The 24,760-nt window shown below is 41.7% G+C and carries 22 protein-coding genes; 21 read left to right on the top strand and 1 reads right to left on the bottom strand.

From position 1 onward, the window contains the following. Positions 1–27: 27 nt before the first annotated feature. From coaBC to spoVM, 11 genes are all read left to right on the top strand, one after another. Positions 28–1,245, top strand: a complete 1,218-nt coding sequence (coaBC, locus tag ORD22_RS00620) for a bifunctional phosphopantothenoylcysteine decarboxylase/phosphopantothenate--cysteine ligase CoaBC (RefSeq protein WP_317644187.1) — start codon at positions 28–30, stop codon at positions 1,243–1,245. Continuing rightward, complete coding sequence (gene priA, locus ORD22_RS00615; protein WP_317643902.1) at positions 1,235–3,643, top strand: primosomal protein N'; 2,409 nt, start codon at positions 1,235–1,237, stop codon at positions 3,641–3,643. Before coaBC ends, priA begins: the two co-directional genes overlap by 11 nt. A 69-nt stretch (positions 3,644–3,712) precedes the next feature. Next, a complete protein-coding gene (def, locus tag ORD22_RS00610) occupies positions 3,713–4,204 on the top strand; it encodes a peptide deformylase (RefSeq protein ID WP_317643901.1) in 492 nt (163 codons plus the stop codon). Then, positions 4,201–5,139 carry a methionyl-tRNA formyltransferase gene (gene fmt, locus ORD22_RS00605; protein ID WP_317643900.1) on the top strand — a complete coding sequence of 313 codons (939 nt, stop codon included), beginning with the start codon at positions 4,201–4,203 and terminating at the stop codon, positions 5,137–5,139. The genes def and fmt overlap by 4 nt, the downstream gene beginning before the upstream one ends. Then, the gene (gene rsmB / locus ORD22_RS00600; protein WP_317643899.1) at positions 5,136–6,464 is read left to right on the top strand and encodes a 16S rRNA (cytosine(967)-C(5))-methyltransferase RsmB; all 1,329 of its coding nucleotides are present in this window, start codon (positions 5,136–5,138) and stop codon (positions 6,462–6,464) included. Before fmt ends, rsmB begins: the two co-directional genes overlap by 4 nt. A gap of 28 nt (positions 6,465–6,492) precedes the next feature. Next, entirely contained in the window at positions 6,493–7,251 is a 759-nt protein-coding gene (locus tag ORD22_RS00595; RefSeq protein WP_317643898.1) for a Stp1/IreP family PP2C-type Ser/Thr phosphatase, read from the top strand. Next, positions 7,248–9,257, top strand: coding sequence for a Stk1 family PASTA domain-containing Ser/Thr kinase (gene pknB, locus ORD22_RS00590; protein WP_317643897.1), 2,010 nt, complete (start codon positions 7,248–7,250; stop codon positions 9,255–9,257). Before ORD22_RS00595 ends, pknB begins: the two co-directional genes overlap by 4 nt. A gap of 12 nt (positions 9,258–9,269) precedes the next feature. Next, positions 9,270–10,151 (top strand): ribosome small subunit-dependent GTPase A, encoded by an 882-nt coding sequence (rsgA, locus tag ORD22_RS00585; RefSeq protein ID WP_317643896.1) that lies wholly within the window; start codon positions 9,270–9,272, stop codon positions 10,149–10,151. Positions 10,152–10,153: 2 nt separating this feature from the next. Beyond that, positions 10,154–10,822: a ribulose-phosphate 3-epimerase gene (gene rpe, locus ORD22_RS00580; protein WP_317643895.1), complete on the top strand. Its 669-nt coding sequence runs from the start codon at positions 10,154–10,156 to the stop codon at positions 10,820–10,822. Further along, a complete protein-coding gene (locus tag ORD22_RS00575; protein ID WP_317643894.1) occupies positions 10,819–11,472 on the top strand; it encodes a thiamine diphosphokinase in 654 nt (217 codons plus the stop codon). Before rpe ends, ORD22_RS00575 begins: the two co-directional genes overlap by 4 nt. A 13-nt stretch (positions 11,473–11,485) precedes the next feature. Further along, positions 11,486–11,647 carry a stage V sporulation protein SpoVM gene (gene spoVM / locus ORD22_RS00570; RefSeq protein WP_317643893.1) on the top strand — a complete coding sequence of 54 codons (162 nt, stop codon included), beginning with the start codon at positions 11,486–11,488 and terminating at the stop codon, positions 11,645–11,647. Positions 11,648–11,866: 219 nt separating this feature from the next. Here spoVM and rpmB read toward each other — a convergent pair whose 3' ends face one another. Further along, positions 11,867–12,055 carry a 50S ribosomal protein L28 gene (gene rpmB / locus ORD22_RS00565; protein ID WP_029052334.1) on the bottom strand — a complete coding sequence of 63 codons (189 nt, stop codon included), beginning with the start codon at positions 12,053–12,055 and terminating at the stop codon, positions 11,867–11,869. A 215-nt stretch (positions 12,056–12,270) separates the two neighbouring features. Here rpmB and ORD22_RS00560 point away from each other — a divergent pair, with 215 nt between their 5' ends. The 10 genes from ORD22_RS00560 to smc all read left to right on the top strand — a co-directional run bounded on the left by ORD22_RS00560 (position 12,271) and on the right by smc (position 24,754). Continuing rightward, positions 12,271–12,633: an Asp23/Gls24 family envelope stress response protein gene (locus tag ORD22_RS00560; RefSeq protein ID WP_317643891.1), complete on the top strand. Its 363-nt coding sequence runs from the start codon at positions 12,271–12,273 to the stop codon at positions 12,631–12,633. Between the two features lie 18 nt (positions 12,634–12,651). Continuing rightward, the gene (locus tag ORD22_RS00555) at positions 12,652–14,304 is read left to right on the top strand and encodes a DAK2 domain-containing protein (RefSeq protein ID WP_317643890.1); all 1,653 of its coding nucleotides are present in this window, start codon (positions 12,652–12,654) and stop codon (positions 14,302–14,304) included. A 262-nt stretch (positions 14,305–14,566) separates the two neighbouring features. After that, the gene (gene recG / locus ORD22_RS00550) at positions 14,567–16,606 is read left to right on the top strand and encodes an ATP-dependent DNA helicase RecG (protein ID WP_317643889.1); all 2,040 of its coding nucleotides are present in this window, start codon (positions 14,567–14,569) and stop codon (positions 16,604–16,606) included. A gap of 109 nt (positions 16,607–16,715) precedes the next feature. After that, positions 16,716–17,288 carry a transcription factor FapR gene (fapR, locus tag ORD22_RS00545; RefSeq protein WP_317643888.1) on the top strand — a complete coding sequence of 191 codons (573 nt, stop codon included), beginning with the start codon at positions 16,716–16,718 and terminating at the stop codon, positions 17,286–17,288. Between the two features lie 5 nt (positions 17,289–17,293). Then, positions 17,294–18,286, top strand: coding sequence for a phosphate acyltransferase PlsX (gene plsX, locus ORD22_RS00540; protein ID WP_317643887.1), 993 nt, complete (start codon positions 17,294–17,296; stop codon positions 18,284–18,286). Then, positions 18,283–19,227 carry an ACP S-malonyltransferase gene (fabD, locus tag ORD22_RS00535; RefSeq protein ID WP_317643886.1) on the top strand — a complete coding sequence of 315 codons (945 nt, stop codon included), beginning with the start codon at positions 18,283–18,285 and terminating at the stop codon, positions 19,225–19,227. Before plsX ends, fabD begins: the two co-directional genes overlap by 4 nt. Beyond that, positions 19,227–19,973, top strand: coding sequence for a 3-oxoacyl-[acyl-carrier-protein] reductase (gene fabG / locus ORD22_RS00530; RefSeq protein ID WP_317643885.1), 747 nt, complete (start codon positions 19,227–19,229; stop codon positions 19,971–19,973). The genes fabD and fabG overlap by 1 nt, the downstream gene beginning before the upstream one ends. Positions 19,974–20,083: 110 nt before the next feature. Further along, positions 20,084–20,323, top strand: coding sequence for an acyl carrier protein (locus tag ORD22_RS00525; protein ID WP_029052326.1), 240 nt, complete (start codon positions 20,084–20,086; stop codon positions 20,321–20,323). A 106-nt stretch (positions 20,324–20,429) separates the two neighbouring features. Further along, a complete protein-coding gene (rnc, locus tag ORD22_RS00520) occupies positions 20,430–21,197 on the top strand; it encodes a ribonuclease III (protein ID WP_317643884.1) in 768 nt (255 codons plus the stop codon). A gap of 2 nt (positions 21,198–21,199) precedes the next feature. Continuing rightward, the gene (smc, locus tag ORD22_RS00515) at positions 21,200–24,754 is read left to right on the top strand and encodes a chromosome segregation protein SMC (protein WP_317643883.1); all 3,555 of its coding nucleotides are present in this window, start codon (positions 21,200–21,202) and stop codon (positions 24,752–24,754) included. The last annotated feature ends 6 nt before the right edge of the window (positions 24,755–24,760 follow it).

Here is a 24,760-nt window from a genome sequence, read left to right as displayed (position 1 = left end):
TTTTTTGAAAGGAAGAGAGTGGAGAGTATGTTAAATAATAAAAATATTTTACTTTGTGTGACTGGTGGAATTGCGGTCTACAAAGCGGTGGCCTTAGTCAGTAAATTATCTCAGGCTGGCGCTAATGTGAAGGTGGTCATGACAGATTCTGCAAAGGAATTTGTCCAGCCATTATCATTCCAAGTGATGTCTAGAAATGATGTCTATTTCGATACGTTTGATGAAAAAGACTCCGGCGTAATTGCGCATATTGATCTTGCAGATTGGGCAGATTTAGTTGTTGTGGCACCTGCTACCGCAAACGTTATTGGCAAACTAGCTAACGGTATTGCGGATAACATGGTTACGACTATATTGCTTGCGACTGAGGCAGAGGTCTGGATTGCACCTGCCATGAATGTACATATGTATGCCCATCCTGCTGTCGTAAGAAATATTGCGCAACTACATGCGGATGGCTATCGATTTATTGAACCGTCGGAAGGCTTTTTGGCTTGCGGCTATATAGGTAAAGGGCGTTTGGAAGAACCAGAGAGAATAACAGAGCTCATTAGTCAACACTTTAACAACACAACTGAAAAACTGTTAGCGGGAAAGAAAGTGGTCATTACAGCAGGCCCCACTAGAGAGCGTATCGACCCGGTTCGCTATGTCTCTAACTTCTCTAGCGGAAAAATGGGGTATGCGATGGCGTCTGCTGCACAGCAGTTAGGTGCCGATACGGTACTAATTTCCGGACCGGTTGATTTAGCGGTACCTTCTGGCGTCCGAGTAGTTTATGTGGAAAGTGCAGCGCAAATGTATGATGCGGTACTTACTGAATATGATGATGCGTCGATTGTAGTGAAATCTGCAGCAGTTGCAGACTATCGTCCGAAATTGATACATGATCAGAAAATGAAGAAAAAAGCCGGCGATGATGTGCTGGAGTTAGAACGTACGACAGATATTCTGAAATCTCTTGGCGAACGAAAACAACACCAATTATTAATAGGATTTGCAGCTGAAACGACAGATGTAATTGCTTATGGAAAAAAGAAATTAGAATCTAAAAACTTGGATTATATCATCGTAAATGATGTAACTGATCCAGCTGGCGGCTTTGGCAGTGACACGAATGTAGTTACGTTGCTCACTAGAGAAGGAGAGGCGACACCGTTTAACGCTATGGCGAAAGATCAACTAGCGATCCGTTTGTTAGAAACGATTATTCAATATGAAAGTGACAAACAACATGATCGCTGAAGTTATTGTAGATGTAGCTGCTTACCCGATTGATCGTCCATTTGATTATGCAGTGCCTACGAAATGGGAACGCGTGATGGAACCGGGTGTACGGGTTAAGGTGCCGTTTGGTCCGCGCAAAGTAGCAGGGTATGTAACAGGTCTTAAAATGGAAAGTGAGTTGGACGCTAGTAAGATCAAGTCGATCGTAGAAATTATAGATTTAGAACCTGTTTTATCTAAGGAATTATTAGCTTTATCGAAATGGATGGCAACCGATACGATCGCTTATGAAATAGATGCGCTACAAGTTATGTTGCCTACAGCTATGCGTGCGAAATACGAGAAAATTATGCGGGTAGTGTCACCCGAATTACTAGATGATTCATTTCGTACGTTTCTCGGGAATCGTGAGCAAGTAACGTTGAAAGCGCTACAAGATGCCAATCTATTGAATGAGGCAAAGGACTATAGTGAAAAAGGAATCGTTGAAATAGATACAGCGATTCAGCAAAAGACAAAGATCAAGAAAGTGCGAATGATTCATATACCAGACATCAAGAGTTTGGAAATTGCATTTTCCAAGATTCATCCAAATGCGAAAAAACAAGCGGAATTACTACGCTGGTTAATGAAACATCCTTCTAGTTCAATGGAAGCTAGTGAACTATTGAATCAATCAGATGTGAAAGCAAATGTCTTGAAATCTTTGGTAGATAAACAAGTGATTGAACAGTCGTATGTAGAAGTGTATCGTGAACTGGATGCGCCAAAAATGCGAGATAGCGGTAGACCTGAACAACTGACAGAAGAGCAACAAATTGCTTTGTCAGCGATTGAACAGTCAAGTGATCTTGAACAACAAGAAACCTTTCTTCTGCATGGGATTACCGGAAGTGGGAAGACGGAAGTATATTTGCAGGCGATTGATCATGTCTTGAAAAAAGGTAAGGAAGCGATTGTCTTAGTACCAGAAATTTCATTGACACCCCAAATGACAGCACGCTTTAAAGGTCGCTTTGGGGAATTGGTGGCAGTGTTGCATAGTGGATTATCATCAGGTGAAAAATATGATGAATGGCGCAGAATCCATCGCGGAGAAGTGAAGGTGGCGATTGGTGCACGTTCAGCTGTTTTTGCACCTTTTACTAATTTGGGTCTACTTATCTTAGATGAAGAGCATGAGTCGACCTATAAGCAAGAAGAATCACCAAGATATCATGCGCGTGATGTAGCAATTTGGCGAGCAGAGTATTATCAATGTCCAGTCATATTGGGAAGTGCGACGCCAGCGTTAGAGTCATATGCGCGCGCAACAAAAGGTGTTTATACGTTACTAACATTGACTGAGCGAGCGAAGCAACAAGCATTACCTAGTGTAGAAGTCGTTGATATGCGAGAAGAATTAAAAACGGGAAATCGTTCGATGTTTTCCGTAGCACTTGCCGAAGCGATGAGGGATCGGCTTGCCCGTAAAGAGCAAATCGTGTTACTGCTGAATAAACGTGGATTTTCTAGTTTCGTGCTATGTCGGGATTGTGGAACGGTAGTAGAATGTCCGAACTGCGATATTTCATTAACCTACCACCGATCAACAGAAAGTTTGAAATGTCATTATTGCGGATATGAACAGCATGTGCCAGTAGAATGTCCAGAATGTGAAAGTGAGCATATTCGCTTTTTTGGAACGGGTACACAAAAAGCACAAGAAGAATTATTCAAACTCTTACCTGAAGCGCGTGTCATTCGAATGGATATAGATACGACCAATACGAAAGGTGCTCATGAGCGCTTACTACATGATTTTGGGGAAGGTAAAGCAGATATTTTGCTTGGTACCCAAATGATAGCAAAAGGTTTAGATTTTCCACGTATTACGCTAGTCGGTGTACTAGCGGCGGATACATCACTTCATATAGCAGACTTTCGTGCAGCAGAAAAGACATTCCAGTTGTTGACGCAAGTGAGTGGTCGGGCGGGTCGTGATCAATTGCCAGGGGAAGTAGTTATACAGACTTATGATCCTGACCATTATGCGATTGAATTATCCAAAACACAAGAATATCTTCCGTTTTATGAATTAGAAATGGACCGGAGAAGACAACTTGGCTATCCTCCTTATTACTATGTAGCAGTCGTGCAATTCAGCCATGAAGATGTGTTGAAAGCAGCAGATTATGCGCATAAAGGAACAAGTTTCATGGCAGAGCGACTGTCTCCTTCTTCGGTCATCATCGGTCCGACCGCTGCAGCAATCAGTCGTCTCAATAATAGATATCGCTATCAATGTTTGATAAAATACAAACAAGAACCAGCGCTCATTCCGGTTTTGCAACAGTTACTGAAACACTATAAAACAAACTGGGTAAAAGATGGGCTTAACCTGTCCATTAACCGAGAACCGACTGCTATATTCTAAAGCAATAGTTTCAAGTACCGTCTGGAATAGTGCTTGAAACTAGATGAATAAAAGAAATGAGGAATTACTTTGACGGTATTAAAAATAGTAAAGCATCCTTCACCAATTCTTACAACGCCTTGTAAAGAGGTCACTGTATTTGATGAGAAGTTGGGCAAGCTACTGGATGATATGCATGATACGATGATGGAAAATGACGGTGTAGGAATTGCGGCTCCGCAAATTGGTCAGTCTATCAGAGTAGCAATTGTGGACTTTGATGAAGATCAAGATGTCATTGAAATGATTAACCCTGTTGTAACCGCAACGGGTGGTTCAGAAATCGAAGTAGAAGGTTGTCTCAGCTTTCCAGGTTTATTCGGTGAAGTGGAACGTCCTTTTTATGTTCGTATTGAAGCGCAAGAACGTGATGGAAGATTGTATGAGCTTGAAGCAGAAGGCTATGAGGCGCGCGCAATCTTACATGAAATTGATCATTTGAATGGCGTGTTATTCGATAAAAAAATTCAGCGAGTAGTAGATCCTTCTGAATTTGAAGAAGAGGAGGACGATGAAGAGTGACGAAAATCATTTTTATGGGTACACCTCAATTTTCGGTCTCTGTTTTGACGATGTTGCATGATGAAGGATATGACCTATTAGCGGTTGTGACGCAGCCAGATCGTCCAGTTGGCAGAAAAAGAGTTCTCACTCCACCGCCAGTAAAAGAAGAGGCGGTTCGTCTAGGTTTACCAGTGATTCAGCCTGAAAAGCTAACAGGTTCTGCTGAATTACAAGAGATTATTGATTTACAGCCGGACTTAATTGTAACGGCTGCATTTGGTCAATTACTTCCGAAAGAATTATTGGATGCACCAAAACTTGGCTGTATTAATGTTCACGCGTCTTTACTGCCAAAGTATCGCGGCGGCGCACCGATCCATCAAGCGGTGATGGATGGAGAAACGGAAACAGGCGTAACCATTATGTATATGGCGGAAAAGCTTGATGCAGGGGATATTATTTCACAAGTGGTATCACCAATAGAAGAAACGGATGATACAGGTAGTATGTTCACGAAATTATCTATTGCTGGCACAACTTTATTGAAAGAAACATTACCAGCAATTATCGATGGAACAAATGAACGAACAATTCAAGACGAAGCACTTGTAACGTTTGCTAGAAATATTTCAAGAGAACAAGAACGTATTGATTGGACACGTCCAGCACGTGCGATTTATAACCAAGTAAGGGGACTCCATCCATGGCCGGTTGCCTATACAAAATTTGCCGGTGATCAAGTGAAAATTTGGTGGGGGAAAGAAGAAAACCAACTATCTGACGCTCAGCCAGGTCAAATTATTGCACTAGAAAAAGATCGAATCATCGTGCAAACAGGTGACGGTGCATTTGCGATTACTGATTTACAGCCAGCAGGAAAAAAAAGAATGACTGCCACCGTCTTCCTCAATGGAATCGGTTCGAAATGGCAAGTGGGAGAGCAATTTGAATGACACATTATAAAAAGAAGATTTGGCGTGGCAATGTACGTGACGCAGCTCTATCGATATTGATGGATATTGAAAATGAGCAAGCCTTTAGTAATTTATTGCTTCATAAAACAATCGAATTATACGATCTTCCTCAAAAAGATCGTGCATTATTAACAGAATTGACGTACGGAACATTACAGCACCAAATGACACTAGATTATTATTTAACACCATTTGTTCGCGGGAAATTACAGCCATGGGTTCGCCAATTACTACGTATGTCTGTGTATCAAATCATCTTTTTAACGAAGATTCCAGAACACGCTGTCGTTAATGAAGCAGTGAAGATTGCTAATAAACGTGGCCATAAAGGGGTTTCCTCTATGGTGAATGGAATATTGCGCTCAATCTTACGCGAAGGCGTGCCGGGGCTAGATGAGATTGAAGATCCGATTGCTCGCTTGTCAATCGAGACTAGTCATCCGGAATGGTTGATTAAACGCTGGATTGATCAGTATGGGATGGAAGAAGCAACAGCTATTGCTGTGGTCAATAATATTCCACCTGTGACGACTGCGAGAATCAATGCAACAAAGACAAACAGAGGCGAGGTCATTGGCTTACTTAAGAAAGAAGGCGTAGTGGCGGAACCAGGTAACTTGACTGCTCAAAGTATTCAAGTGAAGTCAGGTAATTTAGCCCTTACTGAAGCTTATAAACAAGGGTTACTGACTGTGCAAGATGAAAGTTCGATGTTGCCAGCTTTAGCTTTACAAGTTGAACCAGGCATGAAAGTACTCGACATGTGTGCAGCACCTGGTGGTAAAACAACGCATATTGCGGAGCGTATGAAGAATGATGGAGAAATCCAAGCGCATGATCTTCATCCGCATAAATTACGTCTGATCGAACAAAATGCACAGCGTCTTGGGTTGACTTCAATTCAGACGAATAGCGGGGATAGTAGAGAGTTATTAAAAACATATGAACCGCAATCATTCGATCGGGTGTTAGTGGATGCACCGTGTAGCGGATTAGGTGTCATTCGTAGAAAGCCAGAAATAAAATACAAAAAAACATTACAAGATATAGAAAGCCTCTCAGTCATTCAAAAAGACTTGTTGACAGTCGGGAGTCAATTAGTGAAAAAAGACGGTCTCCTAGTATATAGTAATCGAACAGAAAATCAGGAAATCGTAGAATGGTTTTTACAACAACAGCCAGAGTTCGAATTAGTTCCTTTGCAGATTATCGATCAAGCAAATGCTACTGACTACGTACAGATTTTGCCTCATCAGTACGAAAGTGATGGTTTCTTTGTAGCGGCTTTACGAAGAAAAAACTAACCTGATGGATAGGGATGGGGGTTGGCTTATGAAATATGAAATCCGCTCAGATACGGGACGGAAACGAACGGTTAACGAAGATGAAGCGGCCGTATTTTTTCATCCAAAACACGATGCGGCACTCGCAATCATCGCGGATGGAATGGGCGGTCATAAAGGTGGGGACTTTGCTAGCGCCACTGCTGTAGAGAAGATTGGCGAACAATTCATGTTAGCTACCATTGATGTGGAGACGGAGCAGGATTGGTCTGATTTATTGTTTGACGCGGTCGTGGATGTTAACTTGTTTTTATATACGAAAGCTCAGCAGGATGATGCCTATAAAGGGATGGGAACGACGCTTGACATAGCACTCATCCTACCTCGGCGGTGTTTAGTGTTCCATGTTGGAGATAGTCGAATTTATCAAGTGATTGGGAAAGCGATACAACAAATTACAAAAGATCATTCATTCGTTAATGTTTTAGTAGATAGTGGTGAAATTACAGAGCAGGAGGCTGAAGTACATCCACAACGAAACTGGATTATGAAAGCTGTAGGCTCTGAAAAATCCATTGTACCTGATCTTTGTGAAATTTCCTTACCTTCTAGTTCATACTTATTGCTTTGTACAGATGGTTTAAGCAATAAAATCGAAAAGGAAATCATGTTGGATATCGTCCTTAGTGATGCGTCACTTGCTCATAAAGCAGATATATTTATCGAATTGGCGAATGAACGTGGCGGCGAAGATAATATTACAGTAATTCTATTGGAGATGCCTGAAATCGAGGTGGATCCTTCATGATCGGTAAACGTATAGGTAAGCGCTATGAAATTATCCGTGTTATTGGTGACGGTGGTATGTCAAGAGTCTATTTGGCACACGACATCATCCTCGATCGTGATGTTGCAATTAAAGTACTACATTATGATTTCGCTAATGAAGAGGAATTGAAAAAGCGATTTCAACGTGAAGCACAATCCGCCACTAGTTTAACCCATCCCCATATTGTGAATATATATGATGTAGGGCAAGAAGACGAGCACCATTACTTGGTCATGGAATACATAACTGGCAGCACATTGAAAGAATATATTCATACCCATGGAGCCATGTCTTCAGAGCATGCGGTATCAATTATGAAACAATTGGTGGCTGCTATTTCTCATGCGCATCATAATGGAATTGTTCATCGAGATATTAAGCCACAAAACGTCTTGATGAACGGTAAAGATGATGTGAAAATTACGGATTTTGGCATAGCGATGGCGCTCGATTCTACAGTGCATACGAAAACGAATTCTGTTATTGGAACTGTTCATTATTTATCTCCGGAACAAGCGCGTGGCGGTATGGCAACGAAACGATCAGATATTTATTCATTAGGTATTGTTTTTTATGAATTGCTGACAGGGCACCTTCCATTTTCTGCAGAAACAGCTGTGGCGATTGCATTGAAACATTTACAAGAAGAGATACCTTCTGTACGGGAGCAAATTCTTGATATTCCGCAAAGTGTTGAAAATGTAATTCTAAAAGCTACAGCGAAAGATGCGAATTATCGATACGCAACGACAGATGAAATGTATGAAGATCTGTTAACTGTATTATCGCCAAACCGTCTGAATGAAGAGAAATTCGTTTTGCCGTTTGATGATGATCGAACAGTAGCGATCCCGGCTGTCAAAGATGTGCCAGTATTTGAAAACGTAGAACATACGGTGGAACTAGCTCCTCCTACTATGGAAGCTAGTACAGTTCCCAACAAGAAAAAGAAAAAATGGCCTTTTGTTGTGGCTGGTAGTGTGATGTTGATTGGCATACTCGCAGTTATTTTAGTAATGATGTTCCAACCTAAAGAAATTATTGTTCCTAAAGTAGTGGGGATAGAAGAAATCGCAGCAACCGAGATGCTTCAGAAAGAGGGATTCGTCATTGATGAAAGGTTTGAAGAGACATCGGATGAATACCTTGCTGGACAAGTTACAAAGACGATACCTGAAGCAGGTAAAAAACGTAAAGAAGGAGACAGCATTAAGGTATTCGTTAGTACAGGCAAAGACAAAATGAAGCTGAATGATTATAGAGGCCGGAATTTTGAAGCGACAGAACGGTTCTTGCAAGGATATGGTTTCAAGCCGATTGAATCGGTAGAGGTATACGCAGATGAGCCAAAAGGGACAATTATCGATCAACAACCAGAAGCCGATCAACTGGTCATACCTGAAGAAACCAATTTAATATTCACGGTGAGTAAAGGTAAAGAATTGCAGTCTTTAGAAGATTTACGTGGCATGTCTGCAAAGCAACTGGAAGAATACGCCGATAGTACAGGGTTCATTATTCATATTGTCAGTGAAGAAGACTCAGAGAAAGTGGCGAAAGGACATGTCATATCTCAGAAACCTTCTAAGGGTACTAAAATGGAGAAGGGTGGACGGGTGGACGTCGTCGTATCTAAAGGTGCTCCTCCAAAACCTATTAAGTTGCTAGTGAAAATGGTGACGATTCCTTATGAAGTTGTAGAGGAAGAACAACCCGAAGAAGAGACAGAGCCAGAGTTAGATACAGAACTTGATTTAGAAGAAGAGACAAATACAGAGCTAGAACGCGAACCACAGAAAATTCAAATCTATATTCAGGATCGCAATCACACAATGAATGATCCGTATGAAGAGTTTGAGATTACGGAAGATACAACACGTAAGATTACAATCGAGCTCGAAGAAGGAGCGCGTGGCGGGTATAAAATTTTCCGTGATCAAATGGTTATTGAAGAAGATAAATTTGAATATAAAGAGTTAGATTAGAGGAGGAGTTCGATGGCGGAAGGCCAAATTAGAAAAGCGATTAGTGGTTTCTATTACGTAGAGTATAACGGAGAATTGATTCAATGTAAAAGTCGTGGAGTGTTTCGTTTGAAGAAGATTAGTCCGTTAGTGGGGGATATAGTAACATATGTACCTGACGGTGAAAATGATGCAATCATTACAGATGTTCATCCGCGGAAAAGTGAATTGGTTAGACCGCCAATCGCAAACGTAGATCAAGTACTGCTAGTATTTTCTGTCGTTGAACCGGACATGAGTTTGCGTTTGCTTGATCGCTTCTTAACGGTCATTGAATCACACGGACTAGAACCAATTATTTATGTCTCTAAAGAGGATTTAGCAAATCAGCAGACACTAGATGCTAACGAAATAAACCTCGCGTATTATCAAAAAATTGGGTATACCATTTTGCGTAATGTTGGCAATGAAGAGCCTTTATTGGAAGTTTTACGTCCGTATTTTAAAGATAAGACAACGGTATTAGCCGGTCAATCCGGAGTTGGGAAATCGACGTTGCTAAATACGATTCTCCCGGAATTACAACTGAAAACAGGTGTGATCTCTGATGCGCTTGGACGTGGGAAGCATACTACGCGTCATGTAGAATTGCTTGAAGTGGCAGGTGGATTAGTAGCGGATACGCCGGGTTTTAGTTCATTAGATTTTGATCATATTGAAAAAGAAGAGTTGCGAGACTATTTTAGAGAGATTTCAGAAGCTAGTGTAGGCTGTAAATTTAGAGGCTGTTTGCATGTGAAAGAGCCCGGCTGTGCTGTTAAAGCGCAAGTGGATGAGGGGTCAATCTCTGAAGGGCGTTATAAGAACTACTTGCTATTTTTGCAAGAAATTATGGATCGAAAGCCGAGGTATTAATTATGATAAAAATTGCACCGTCTATTTTAGCAGCAGACTTTTCAAAGTTGGGTGAAGAAGTAAAAGAAGTAGAAAGAGCAGGAGCAGAGCTCATTCATATTGATGTAATGGATGGCCATTTTGTTCCGAATATTACGATGGGTCCGATCGTGGTAGAAGCGTTGCGTCCGTTAACTACATTACCGCTCGATGTTCATTTGATGATTGACAATCCAGACGCGTATATCGAAAGCTTCGCTAAAGCAGGTGCAGATTATATAACTGTCCACGTGGAAGCATGCCGTCATTTACACAGAACGTTACAATTGATTAAGTCAACAGGAGCAAAGCCAGGAGTCGTTCTGAACCCACATACACCTGTTGAACAAATTATGCATGTTCTTGAAGAGGTAGACATGGTGCTATTCATGACTGTCAATCCAGGATTTGGCGGTCAGTCATTCATTGAATCAGTTGTTCCAAAAGTAAAGCAACTGTCTGATATAATAGCAGACCGTGGATTGTCGATCGAAATTGAAATTGATGGTGGAATTAACGAAGAAACGATTAAGCCTTGCGTGGAAGCAGGAGCGACTATATTGGTTGCCGGATCTGCTATCTATAGTAAAAAGGATCGCGCGCAAGCGTTACAAGCGATTAAATCAGCTGGTGAGAGCGTGATGAAGAAATGAAATACGCTATCGTTTGCGCAGCAGGGCCTATTGAAGAAGTAGTGGATTTATCGGAATATGATCAAGAAGATACAATTTATATCGGCGTCGATCGTGGAGCTTTATATTTATTAGAAAAAGGTATCGAACCCCACGAAGCAGTAGGTGACTTTGATTCGGTAACAGAAGAGCAATTTAAACAAATTAAAACATCTGTGAAGAATGTACAACGTGTGAATGAAGAAAAAGATGAAACGGACACGGAGCTAGCTGTCAAGCGTGCTTTAACGTATGAGCCTGATTATATTGTTTTAACAGGCGTAACAGGTGGACGATTGGATCACCTGCAATCAGCGCTTCATTTATTGTACAGAATTCAATCGGACAATCGAAAAGTGAAGTTTAAGATTCATAATACAACGAATGACATTCGCGTTATGTTACCTGGTGTAAGACGTGTAAAAAAGGATGAACGCTATCCATATACTTCGTTTTTCTCTTTCGGTCCTGAAGTGACTGGATTGACGTTGACTGGTTTTAAATATGAGACGGTCAATGAACGATTGGAAATTGGCATGACTAAATTTACGAGCAACGAAACGGTGGCGGATGTTTGTACTATCTCTTTCCGTACGGGCATATGCTTAATGGTAAGGAGTTCAGATTCCTGAAAGGAGTGGGGATTTGCGAGTATATACATTCACGCTGCCGAAGTTCGTCAGCAATATTGTAAGAAAGTGCGCTGTCGTGTTCCAAAAGGACGGCCGTACGAAAGCGCCAGTTGTAGCCAATGCCAAAGCCAGTAAGTCGAAGAAACGCAAAAAAGAAAAAACACAAGGCGCCTAATTAGCGCTTTGTGTTTTTCTTTTGTTATAAGCAAAAAGCGCCTTTACGGCTATTCCTCCAACGTCTGTCGAGGCTACCGGGCGCTTTCAGCTTTAGATTCATCCAGCTTCAAGCGCCAGCCTCTCGGAGCGTTTCGGAATATCCGAAAAGGCAAAAAGCGCCTTTACGGTCATTCCTCCAACGTCTGTCGAGGCTACCGGGCGCTTTCAGCTTTAGATATTATACTCGTTGTACTTTGCCTGATTTTAGAGCTCTTGCGGATACCCAAACGCGCTTAGGTTTTCCATCAATTAAGATTCTAACTTTTTGAAGGTTTGCTCCCCAAGTACGTTTGCTTGAGTTCAAAGCGTGTGAACGAGTGTTTCCAGAACGAGCTTTACGTCCAGTAATAACACATTGTTTAGCCATTTTAGTTCCTCCTCGTGAATTATTTAGCGATTCACGTTACAATTCGCATACCATAGTACTTTATCATAAGGAAAGATTCGATGCAACATTTTTTTATTAGTCCTTCAAGGTTTTTTCCTTTACACTCTTTTCAACAACAACAATACTTCCTTTCTTGATGATTTTCCGTATAATGTAGGTATGTAGTGTCAATAGAGTGTTGGAGGGATTTTAGAATGTCGATTGAACTAAAAAACGAGCATGGAACTATCGATATGACGAATGACGTAATAGCTCAAGTAGTAGGAGAAGCTGCTATTGAATGTTATGGAATTGTAGGTATGGCTTCACAACACCAAATTCGTGACGGACTAACGGAAATTCTACGAAAAGAAAATTTTGCACGTGGAGTGATTGTACGCAAAGAAGGTGATGCGTTCCATATTGATATGTATGTAGTTGTCAGTTATGGTACGAAAATCACTGAAGTAGCTTATCAAGTACAATCCAAAGTACAATATACAGTGAAGAAGATGTTAGGTCTCACGGTGAGTTCGGTAAATATTTTTGTACAGGGAGTTCGGGTTACGAACGTTTAGAAGGAGGCCTTTTGATTAATGAGTTCAATAAATGGATTGCAATTTGCGAAGATGGTAGAAATGGGGTCGCATCATCTTCATCAAAATGCGGATTATGTGGATTCTTTGAATGTTTTCCCAGTACCAGACGGGGATACAGGAACGAATATGAATTTATCTATGACATCTGGAGCCAAAGAAACAACGCTCCACGCACAAAACCATATCGGGTTGACTGCACAAGCTTTCTCTAAAGGTTTGTTAATGGGTGCGCGTGGTAATTCAGGTGTAATTTTATCTCAACTATTTCGTGGATTTAGCAAGCGGATCGAGAGTAAAGCCCAAGTTTCTGTTCAGCAATTTGCAGAAGCTCTTCAATATGGCGTGGAAACCGCTTATAAAGCGGTGATGAAACCAGTAGAAGGAACGATTTTAACGGTGGCGAAGGATGCGGCCACCGCAGCAGTTTCGCATATTGACAAAGCGGAAGATCTGACCGATTTAATGGAAGTCATTGTAGAGGAAGCACGAGCTTCTTTAAAGAGAACACCGGATTTATTGCCTGTGTTAAAAGAAGTTGGCGTAGTAGACAGTGGTGGTCAAGGTCTCGTGTATGTCTATGAAGGGTTTTTAGCTTGCTTAAAAGGTGAAGATTTGCCAGAGAAAACGGTCATGCATTCTATGGATGATCTTGTCAATACAGAACATCACCGTAGCGTGCAGGGCTTTATGAATACGGAAGATATCATATTTGGCTACTGTACGGAATTCATGGTGAAATTGGATTCGGACAAGCTTTTAGACATGCCGTTCGACGAAGAGAAGTTTCGTCAAGAGTTGAGCGAGTTGGGGGATTCATTGCTTGTTATTTCAGATGAAGAAGTGGTAAAAGTACATATCCACACAGAAGAGCCAGGAGATGCATTATCGTACGGACAGAAGTATGGTGCTCTGACTAAAATGAAGATAGAAAATATGCGTGAGCAACATAGTGAGATCATGGATCGCGAGTTAACTAATGCCGCGCCTGAGCAACACAAGTATGCGATTGTGACTGTTTCAATGGGTTCGGGTATTGCTGAACTTTTAAAGAGTATCGGCGCTTCAGCGGTCATTGAGGGCGGTCAGACGATGAATCCATCTACTGAAGATATCGTCAAAGCGATTCAAGAAATCGGTGCGGAGAAAGTGTTGATCTTGCCGAATAATAAAAATATTATTATGGCAGCTGAGCAAGCAGCTGAAGTCCTAGACATTGAAGCGATGGTCGTACCAACTAAATCTGTGCCTGAAGGATTAGCGGCCATACTTGCATTCAATCCTGAAGCGACAGTGGAAAAAAATGCTCAAGTTATGCAGGAAGCTGCTTCTTCTATTAAAACAGGACAAGTTACCAATGCGGTGCGAGATACGTCGATAGACGGTGTATCGATTCGTAAAGATGATTTCATGGGGATCGCTGAAGGGAAAATTACTAGTTCTGAGCCTTCATTAGAAGCAGTGACGAAGCGCTTAGTTTCGTCAATGATTGGCGAAGATGATGAAATCGTGACAATCATTTACGGAGAAGATGTGACAGAAGACGACGCGCAAGAAATTAGTGCCTATATTGAACAGCAGTTTGATCATGTCGATGTAGAACTATACGCTGGCAAACAGCCTCTGTATCCGTATATTCTTTCTGTCGAATAACATAAAACTTTCCCCCTCACGAATTAAACTTGTGAGGGGGTTTTCTCGTCCAACAACTACTATTTCTACAATCCATTTAAAAAATGCTTGACTAGAGGGTAGAAAACGTCCACTACAACAGCTTCAATCCCGAACCACTCCCCGAATAATCTTCGTTGTCCTTTTTAAAAAGGGGCAACGTTTTTATTTTCCAACTTTTTCGTGGTAAACTAAAAAGAAGAACATTCGTTTTCTATAGTAGATAAGGAAGGAGGAGTTTTAGTTGGGAAATATTCTGCGAAATAGCGTTGGAACAGTGAAAGGTATTGGTAAAGCGACTACCGAACAGTTTGAGAAATTAGGCATTTTAACGATTGAAGACTTGCTTTATACATTCCCTTATCGACACGAAGACTTCAGAATGAGAGATTTGACGGAAACACCCCATAATGAACGCGTCACTGTCGAAGGACGTGTGGAATCGGAACCAGCTGTGTTTTATTCGGGGAAAAATCGTTCGCGCCTACAAGTGCGTTTATTAGTCGGTCATCATTTAGTGAAAGCGGTATTTTTTAATCAACATTATTTAAAGGATCGCTTAGTACCAGGCATGCAGATCAATGTTTCTGGAACATGGGATAGGGGGCGACAAGCGATTACTGTCAATCGTTTACATACAGGAGAGCAGGTAGACTTTGAGCCTGTTTATAGCTTAAAAGGCATCATGCATCAAAAAACGTTCAGACGTTATATGCGCAATGCGCTCGATGTAACATTGGGAACAATCCTTGAGACACTCCCTATTGCTATGTTGGATGAGTATAGACTTCCGACTGTGGGGGCTGCGCTGGAAATGATTCATTTTCCAACGAAACTAGAGGACGTCAAACAAGCTAGACGACGCTTCGTGTATGAAGAATTATTACTCTTCCAACTAAAGATTCAAGGGATGAAGAAAATTCGTAAAGAGCAAGAGCATGGTGTGATTATTCAATATGATTTAGAATTACTGAAAAAGTTTATTGCTTCTTTGCCGTTTGAATTGACTAATGCACAAAAAAGAGTCGTAAATGAACTTTGCGCCGAATTAAAAGCCCCCCTTCGAATGAACCGCCTATTGCAAGGTGACGTCGGTTCTGGTAAGACTGCAGTGGCGGCAACAGCATTGTATGCAGCGGTGACGGCAGGTTTCCAAGGAGCATTGATGGCACCTACGGAGATTTTAGCTGAGCAACATGCGGAACTTCTGGCAGACTGGTTTGAGCCTTTTGGTGTAACAGTCGCATTTTTGGCTGGATCGACAAAAGCGAAAGCGCGTAGAGAGCTGCTTGAAAAGTTGGAGCAAGGCGATATTGACATACTGATTGGTACACATGCGCTCATTCAACCTGAGGTACAATTTCACAAGCTTGGTTTCGTCGTAACAGATGAACAGCATAGGTTTGGCGTGGAGCAGCGCCGCGTGTTACGTGATAAAGGACTGAGCCCTGACGTTCTATTCATGACAGCGACCCCTATTCCACGTACGCTCGCGATTACCGTTTTTGGTGAAATGGATGTTTCGATACTTGATGAATTACCAGCAGGACGAAAAGAGATCGAAACACATTGGCTAAAAGAAGAATCTGTTTTTCCGGTATTACAGAAAATGGAGAAAGAATTACGCGCGGGTCGGCAGGCATATGTTATTTGTCCGTTAATCGAAGAGTCGGATACGCTTGATGTACAAAATGCAGTGGAAGTTCACGCGGAACTTAGCAATTATTTTGCCGGTCGTTATTCAGTAGGATTGATGCATGGTCGCTTACATTCCGCCGAAAAAGACCAAGTGATGCGTGCATTCAGTGAAGGAGAATTACATATTTTAGTCTCTACAACTGTTGTTGAAGTTGGGGTGAATGTACCAAACGCAACATTCATGTTAATTTATGATGCGACAAGATTCGGATTAGCACAATTGCATCAATTGCGCGGACGAGTCGGTCGTGGATCTGAACAATCCTACTGTGTATTGCTTGCTGATCCGAAGTCTGAGGAAGGAAAAATGCGTATGCAGTCTATGACTGAAACGAATGATGGGTTTATTCTAGCTGAAAAAGATTTAGAACTTCGTGGAGCGGGAGATATTTTTGGCAAGCGACAAAGTGGGATGCCAGAATTTAAAGTAGCGGACTTAGTGCATGATATTAAAGCATTGACGACTGCACGTGATGACGCAGAACGTTTATTGAATTCCAAGCAATTTTGGCAAGATGACGAGTATGCGGCTCTTCGCCAACGTCTTGAACAGTCTGGAGCGTTAACTGAAAAAAGAATTGATTAAATAGATTTCTAGTTGCTCTGCTAGGAATTTAGTGAACCTCTTGCAATCTGTTTTAGCTCTTTATATACTAAGTGTTATGACCAAGTGCTAATCTGAAGGGGTGTAGCAAATGAAAACTCCTAAGAAGGAGAGGCAGCGATTACTGATTAACTTACTTGAAGAGGATCCTTTTTTAACGGATGAAGACATTGCTGCTCATTTTTCAGTGAGCGTTCAAACAGTCAGACTTGACCGGCTGGAGTGTCGCATTCCTGAACTAAGAGAGCGGCTTAAATCAGTGGCTTCACAGCATATGCAGAAAACAGTAAAATCGCTACAGACTGAAGAAATTTTTGGTGAAATCATTGAAGTAGAACTTGACGATAAAGCGTTATCAATATTTGATGTAACGAGTGATCATGTATTTATGCGTAATGGAATTGCACGAGGGCATCATTTATTCGCCCAAGCCAATTCGCTTGCTGTAGCAGTTTTGGACGATGATTTGGCTTTGACTGTTCGTTCTACACTTCATTTTGAGAAGCCGGTTCGAGCAGGTGATCGTGTGGTCGCACGTGCAGTCGTTCGACAAGAGACGTTAAAAAATAAAAGTACGGTAGTTGATGTCATCTCTAAAGTGGAAAATGTAACCGTTTTTTCTGGAGAGTTTTTGATGTACCGCACTACAAAAAAAGGTAGGTAGTATGTATGATTATTGCAGTAGACGCAATGGGTGGAGACAATGCACCTGGAGAGATTATAAAAGGCGCATTACAAAGTCTGCATGCATTTGATGACGTCACAATACATATATTCGGTGATGAAGAGAAAATGGCTCCCTATTTGGAGTCGCACCCCCGCTTGCAAGTCATTCATTGTTCAGAAGTTATTGAACCAGACGACGAACCAGTACGAGCAATCCGCAAGAAGAAAGATGCTTCAATGGTTCGCATGGCACAAGCAGTGAAAGATGGGGAGGCGCACGCTTGCGTATCAGCTGGAAACACTGGAGCCTTGATGTCTGCAGGTCTGTTTATCGTCGGTCGCTTGGAAGGTATTCAGAGACCAGCACTAGCGCCCACTTTACCAACAATTGATGGAAGTGGATTTGTACTCTTAGATGTTGGCGCAAATTCAGACAGCAAGCCTGCCCAATTGGCACAGTTTGCTGTCATGGGTAGTGTTTATGCTGAAAAAGTACGCGGAATCGAGAAGCCGCGCGTGGGTTTGTTGAATATCGGCACCGAAGAAGGTAAAGGAAATGAATTGACTAAGGCTGCTTATGAAGAGTTACAAGCGGCTCCTGTTCACTTTATCGGTAATGTTGAATCTCGTGATTTGTTAAACGGAGTCGCGGATGTAGTAGTAACGGATGGTTTTACTGGAAACATGGTTTTAAAAACGATTGAAGGTACTGCACTTAACGTATTCACAATGATCAAGGACGTATTTATGTCCTCCTTGAAAACAAAAATTGCTGCAGGTCTATTGAAAGAAGATTTAAAAGGCTTAAAGAAAAAAATGGATTACTCGGAGTATGGTGGCGCTGGTTTATTTGGATTGAATCATCCAGTCATCAAAGCGCATGGTTCTTCAAACGCCAATGCTCTTTTCAATGCCGTTCGTCAAGCGAGAACCATGGTACAATATCGTGTATGTGAAACGATCAAAGAAACCATTAGAGAGGAAGAGGAATCTTGAGTAAACTAGCATTTGTTTTCCCGGGACAAGGCTCACAAGCAGTAGGGATGGGTAAGGAATTCACAGAAAAGGACGAGGCGTCTAAACAGTTTATGCAACAGGCGGATGAAGCGCTCGGTTTTGAGCTTAGTAAGTTAATGCTGGAAGGTCCTCAAGACGAGCTAACATTGACATACAATGCACAGCCAGCGTTGTTGACGGTTGGAGCTATGATTGCTGCGAGATTAGAGCGAGAAGGCATCACACCTGATTATTCAGCAGGACATAGTCTTGGAGAATATACGGCGTTAGTAGAATCGAAAGTACTTACATTCGAAGATGCGGTCGTAGCGGTTCATAAAAGAGGTCTCTACATGAATGAAGCTGTACCTGCTGGAAAAGGTGCGATGGCTGCTATTTTAGGTATGGATCGGGATGTACTCGAGTCGATTACACAAAACATTACCGAGTCTGGTGATCCAGTTCAACCAGCTAACTTAAATTGCCCGGGACAAATTGTTATCTCTGGAGCAAAAGCAGGAGTCGATAAAGCGTGTATTGCGCTAAAAGAGGCTGGTGCAAAACGCGCTCTTCCTTTAAATGTTAGCGGTCCATTCCACTCCGTCTTAATGCAACCAGCTGCAGCTGAACTCGAAAAGACGTTAGCGGGTATTGAGATGAAAGACGCAGAAATCCCAGTAATTGCGAACGTCACAGCAGACGTTGTGACAGAACAGCAAGAAATTAAAAAATTGCTTGTCGAACAGCTTTACTCACCAGTACGTTGGGAAGAGTCTGTAGAAAAGCTTCTGGAACTTGGCGTGACACGTTTTGTTGAATGTGGTCCTGGAAAAGTATTGAGTGGACTTATTCGTAAAATTGATCGCACAGCTACCGTTTATCCAGTGTATGATGAAGAGTCGTTGCAGAAGTTTCTAGAAGAAGCGAAGGAGTGGTCATGATGGGAAGATTTGATGGGAAAACAGCGGTAGTAACGGGCGCTTCTAGAGGGATTGGACGCTCTGTAGCGCTACGACTGGCATCGGAAGGCGCTAAGGTCGTTGTCAATTACAGCGGTAGCCAAGCGAAAGCAGAAGAAGTTGTTGAAGAAATCCAGGCAGCTGGCGGCGAAGCATTTGTATTTCAAGCCAATGTCTCCGATGCCGATCAAGTAAAAGCTATGATGGATGAAACAATCAAACAATTTGGCGCAATCGATTTTCTTATCAATAACGCGGGGATCACTCGTGATAACCTATTGATGCGTATGAAAGAAGATGAATGGGATGATGTATTGTCCATTAATCTAAAAGGTGTTTTCCTTTGTACGAAAGCGGTCACTCGTCAAATGATGCGTCAACGTTCAGGTAGAATTGTCAACTTAGCTTCAGTAGTTGGTGTAGTTGGAAACCCTGGACAAGCGAACTATGTAGCGGCAAAAGCGGGCGTGATCGGCTTGACGAAAACAACTGCGAAAGAATTAGCTGCACGTAATATTTTAGTGAATGCTGTCGCTCCAGGTTTTATCACGACGGATATGACGGATGAACTCGGTGCAGAGATGAAAGAACAATTACTGGCTACTATTCCTTTAGGTACTCTGGGGAGTGCGGAAGATATCGCAGGTACTGTAGCGTTTCTTCTATCTGATGAAGCGAAATATATTACTGGTCAAACGATTAATGTAGATGGCGGCATGGTGATGTAAACAAATTTCTTCTGAACAAGTGTCAATCTAAGGTTGCACAATGAGGAGTGAAACATCTATAATTCAGTAGAAGCCGAAATGGCTTGTAGCCTTGAGAGGAGGTGACTATGTTGTCAACAGTACTTGAGCGTGTAACTAAAGTAGTTGTCGACCGTCTTGGTGTCGATGAGAGCGAAGTAAAACCTGAAGCTTCTTTCCGTGAGGATTTGGGAGCTGATTCACTAGATGTAGTAGAGCTTGTTATGGAATTTGAAGATGAGTTCGAAACAGAAATTTCTGATGACGATGCAGAGAAAATTGCAACTGTCGGAGATGCAGTAACATACATTACAGAAAAAGTTGGCGAATAACCTTTTCGGTGAGACACTTTCTCCTTTCATCTGAAAGGAAGAAAGCGTCTCTTTTCGCTTTACTATGCAATGTTAGACAGATTATAGATGAGAGGCAGAATAATTTATGAAAAATAAAAGACCTATTAAAGAAAAATCATCCCATCCTACATTGCCCCATCCTGTTCGTGAGAAGTTTAAAGTTCTCCAGAACCAATTAGGTGTGGAATTTCATGATGAGAATTTATTGTTCAATGCGTTCACACATTCTTCTTATGTCAATGAACATCGACGGAAGAAGTTTTCGGATAATGAAAGACTAGAATTTTTAGGAGATGCCGTATTAGAACTCGGCGTGTCCAAATTTCTATTCCGAACAGAACCTTCAAAAAGCGAAGGAGAGCTAACGAAGCTTAGAGCAGCAATTGTTTGTGAACCATCTCTAGTAAAGTTTTCCAACGAATTGAACTTTGGTAACTATATTTTATTAGGTAAGGGAGAAGAACTAACAGGCGGAAGAATGCGTCCAGCACTACTTGCAGATGTGTTTGAAGCTTATATAGGTGCGCTCTATCTTGATCAAGGGATGGAAGTAGTCGAAGAGTTTCTAAACCGAATCGTTTTTCCGAAAATCAGTGTCGGTGCTTTTTCGCATGTGACAGATTATAAAAGTCGTTTGCAAGAATTAGTGCAACAAAAAAATAATGGACCTCTTCAATATGTAGTGGTTGAGGAAAAAGGTCCTGCACATGCGAAAAAGTTTGTTACCGTAGTTAATCTCAATGATCAGCCACTCGGTAAGGGAATTGGAAAGTCTAAAAAAGAAGCCGAACAGGAAGCTGCGCGTCGAGCGATCGAACAGTTACAATCGCAGACAACTGAAGGGGAGAGCTAATAGTGTTTCTGAAAAGGCTAGAGATTACAGGTTTTAAGTCTTTCGCTGAGAAAATTCTTATCGACTTTGTGCCAGGTGTGACTGCGATTGTCGGACCGAATGGCAGCGGGAAAAGCAATATTATTGACGCGATTCGTTGGGTGCTAGGAGAACAATCCGCAAAATCACTTCGTGGTAGTAAAATGGAAGATGTTATTTTCGCAGGTAGTGATTCGCGGAAGGCTGTTAATTTTGCAGAAGTCACACTTATTTTAGATAATACACAAAGTCTTTTTCCTCTAGATTATACGGAAATTAGTGTTAGTCGACGTGTATTTCGATCGGGAGAAAGTGCTTATTTATTGAATGGTCAGCCTTGTCGGTTAAAAGATATTACATCGATGTTTATGGATTCGGGTTTAGGGAAAGAAGCGTTTTCTATTATTTCGCAAGGTAGAGTGGATGAGATTTTGAATAGCCGTGCGGAAGAACGAAGAAATGTATTCGATGAAGCGGCTGGTGTGTTGAAATATAAAACGCATAAGTTACAAGCTGAACATAAGCTTTTTGAAACTACGGATAATTTAGATCGAGTCTTGGATATTTTGAAAGAGATTGACGACCGTCTGGCACCGTTAGAAAAGGAAGCATCTACAGCGCGTCAAGCTGCTAAATTGCAATCGGAATTGCGAGAAGCAGATGTGCGTTTACTTCATCATGATGCGTTTATGTTCCGACAACAGATCCTTGAGAAAACCACGGTAGTCACTGCCGATGAAGACAAAAAGTTGAAGTTGGATGCTCGGCTAACTGACCAGGAGAATGCACTGGAAAACGATAAAATCGCGCTTAGACAAATAGAATCGCATCTGGATGATTTGCAAAATGAGCTTGTCAACAGTACATCCGAAGCGGAAAAGTGGGAAGGTAGACGACTGTTATCCATTGAAAAGAGCCGTAATACAACCCAACAGTTAACACGTATTCAAGAAGAATTACAGTCGGCAGAAAATTTAAAGCAAGCGGCTGAAGACAAGTTACGAGCGTTGCAAGCGAAGCAACAAACAGTAAAAAAAGAGTTATTGCATACTTCAAGTGAAATCAAACAAGTAACGGGCATGCTCAGTAGTTCTGTGAAAGAAACGGAACAGCAAATTGAGCACTTGAAATCAGTATATATTGAAAAACTGAATGAAGAAGCGACGTTGCGAAGCGAAGTAAAGCATGTTGAAGAACGATTGCTAGGAGAAAAGTCTTCAACAGAAAAAATTACAATTCAAACAGCTTTACTTTTAGAAAGCATGGAACAACTGATTAAAGAACAACGAGAGAAAAAACAACAAGAATCGGCTGTCCAACAACAAATTAATGATGTGGAAAAGTCAGTTGCAACATGTGTTTCTGAATTGAAAAATGCGGAACAAAGACTTTCCACGCAACAGCAATTTCTACAGCAAGCTTTGCGTAAGCAATCGGAGATGCAAGGGAGAATCCGTGCGCTTGAAAGTTTAGAGAAAGATTTCTCAGGCTTTTATTCGGGTGTCAAAGAAGTGTTACATGCGAGGCAACGCCTTCAAGGCATTGAAGGTGCGGTAGTAGAGTTGATCACTACGGAGCCGAAGTATACAAAGGCAATCGAGACAGCGCTTGGTGGCGCGATGCAACATATCATTACTGCAACAGAGCGAGACGCGAGAACAGCAATCGGATATTTGAAATCGAAAAATTTCGGACGCGCAACCTTCTTGCCGCTAGATATTTTGAAACCTCGCGAATTGCCAATGACTAGTAGACAATTGATTGACCGTCAGCCAGGCTTTATTGGCACAGCATTCGATTTAATCCAAACATCTGCTACGTATGAAGCGGTTGCTAAAAATTTATTAGGGCAAACGATTGTTGCAAGCAATCTAAAGGAAGCTTCTGTCCTAGCGAAAACCATCGGTCATCGCTATCGAATTGTTACGTTAGATGGAGACATAATCAACACGGGTGGTTCGTTAACAGGTGGTGGAGCTAAAGGGCAGTCAACTCTTTTCTCACGTAAAGCGGAACTAGAAACGATTACGGGCCATTTACGGCAGATGGAAGACTCCATTCGGCAAGCGAACGAGCAACTAGCAAAGACACGTGAAAAAGTGGGTATTGGATTACATCAACGTGATCAATGGCAACAAAAAATGGAAGAATTACAACAAAAGAAATCGATAATCCACTCATCATTGCAAGAAACAGAGATGGAAATTCGTTCTGTTAAAATGGAAATATCGACTATTGAAATTGGTCGCACAGATACAGCGTCTGCTGAAAAGGAACTGACTGAGAAAAAGGAATTTCTATATAGCCGTCATGTGACGACTAAACGGGAGTTAAGCGAAATTCTGGACACGTTGGAAAGTTTGGAACGTTTAGTCGAGAACCGCCGTGAAGAACAAGATACGTTACAACAAAAGTTATCTGGATTACAGCAAAATAGTGCGGTATTAAAGGAACAAAATACCTACCATGTGAATGCTATTGAAGAAACAACCAACTCTATAGACGAGTTGGTACTTTCAATCACGCGTTTACAAGAAGAACAGCAATACGTCGAGGATCAAGTAGTCGGTAAAGAGCTCTCACCCGAGGAAATTGATCGCAATATGAAACAATCGCAAGCGGTGAAACAACAATTGGAAGAGGCGATTTCACAAAGTAGAACAAAACGTTTACAACATGTCGAAATCGTTCATCAGCATGAACAACAGTTGAAGCAACTTCGTCTAGAGGTCCTTTCGATCACAGAACGATTGAATGCAGTACGCGTTCAATTGTCGAGACTTGAAACACAATTCGAAGCAGTAACGAAGCGTTTAGATGACGAATACGGCTTATACCCGGACTCCGTTTATCTAACAGAGGAAATTGATGTTCCGCAGCTACGCAAAGCTGTCGAGCAATATAAACGGCAGTTAGCAGAACTAGGACCTGTTAATCCACATGCAATTCAAGAATTTGAAGAAGTTTCTGAACGACATACGTTTTTAAGTACACAGCGTAATGATCTCGTAGAAGCGAGAAATACGTTACAAGAAGCTATGTCGGAAATGGATCAAGAAATGAAGAGTCGATTCGAAACAACATTTGAAGCGATTCGTAGTCACTTCCATCGAGTGTTCCGAGATATGTGCGGTGGAGGGGAAGCGGATTTACTTTTGACGGATCCATCTAATTTGCTTACAACTGGAATTGATATTGTTGCTAGACCCCCAGGTAAGAAATTACAGAACTTACGCTTATTATCTGGTGGAGAACGTGCATTAACTGTTATATCGTTGCTGTTTTCTATATTAGAAGTCCGTCCGGTTCCGTTTTGTATTTTGGATGAAGTAGAAGCAGCGCTGGATGAAGCGAACGTTGTGAGATATAGTAATTATTTGAAGAAGGTTTCTGATCGGACGCAGTTCATCGTTATCACTCATCGTAAAGGAACGATGGAGGGCGCTGACGTACTGTATGGAGTCACGATGCAAGAGTCTGGTGTATCCAAACTGCTATCGGTCAAACTTTCTGAAGTAACAGAAGAAGCAACTAGCTAAGGAGTG

The organism is Sporosarcina sp. GW1-11, assembly GCF_033088395.1.
Taxonomy (GTDB): domain Bacteria; phylum Bacillota; class Bacilli; order Bacillales_A; family Planococcaceae; genus Sporosarcina.
Note: the sequence above shows the minus strand (reverse complement) of the source record. Positions and strands in the feature narration are given on the sequence as shown.

What these genes read in the sequence shown, in the direction of transcription:
- ORD22_RS00595 (WP_317643898.1), top strand. Translation starts at nt 6,493, where the DNA reads ATGAAATATGAAATCCGCTCAGATACGGGACGGAAACGAACGGTTAAC.
- priA (WP_317643902.1), top strand. Translation starts at nt 1,235, where the DNA reads ATGATCGCTGAAGTTATTGTAGATGTAGCTGCTTACCCGATTGATCGT.
- fapR (WP_317643888.1), top strand. Translation starts at nt 16,716, where the DNA reads ATGAAAACTCCTAAGAAGGAGAGGCAGCGATTACTGATTAACTTACTT.
- rnc (WP_317643884.1), top strand. Translation starts at nt 20,430, where the DNA reads ATGAAAAATAAAAGACCTATTAAAGAAAAATCATCCCATCCTACATTG.
- ORD22_RS00555 (WP_317643890.1), top strand. Translation starts at nt 12,652, where the DNA reads ATGAGTTCAATAAATGGATTGCAATTTGCGAAGATGGTAGAAATGGGG.
- ORD22_RS00575 (WP_317643894.1), top strand. Translation starts at nt 10,819, where the DNA reads ATGAAATACGCTATCGTTTGCGCAGCAGGGCCTATTGAAGAAGTAGTG.
- pknB (WP_317643897.1), top strand. Translation starts at nt 7,248, where the DNA reads ATGATCGGTAAACGTATAGGTAAGCGCTATGAAATTATCCGTGTTATT.
- coaBC (WP_317644187.1), top strand. Translation starts at nt 28, where the DNA reads ATGTTAAATAATAAAAATATTTTACTTTGTGTGACTGGTGGAATTGCG.
- plsX (WP_317643887.1), top strand. Translation starts at nt 17,294, where the DNA reads ATGATTATTGCAGTAGACGCAATGGGTGGAGACAATGCACCTGGAGAG.
- rsgA (WP_317643896.1), top strand. Translation starts at nt 9,270, where the DNA reads ATGGCGGAAGGCCAAATTAGAAAAGCGATTAGTGGTTTCTATTACGTA.
- rsmB (WP_317643899.1), top strand. Translation starts at nt 5,136, where the DNA reads ATGACACATTATAAAAAGAAGATTTGGCGTGGCAATGTACGTGACGCA.
- ORD22_RS00560 (WP_317643891.1), top strand. Translation starts at nt 12,271, where the DNA reads ATGTCGATTGAACTAAAAAACGAGCATGGAACTATCGATATGACGAAT.
- rpe (WP_317643895.1), top strand. Translation starts at nt 10,154, where the DNA reads ATGATAAAAATTGCACCGTCTATTTTAGCAGCAGACTTTTCAAAGTTG.
- fabG (WP_317643885.1), top strand. Translation starts at nt 19,227, where the DNA reads ATGGGAAGATTTGATGGGAAAACAGCGGTAGTAACGGGCGCTTCTAGA.
- rpmB (WP_029052334.1), bottom strand. Translation starts at nt 12,055, where the DNA reads ATGGCTAAACAATGTGTTATTACTGGACGTAAAGCTCGTTCTGGAAAC.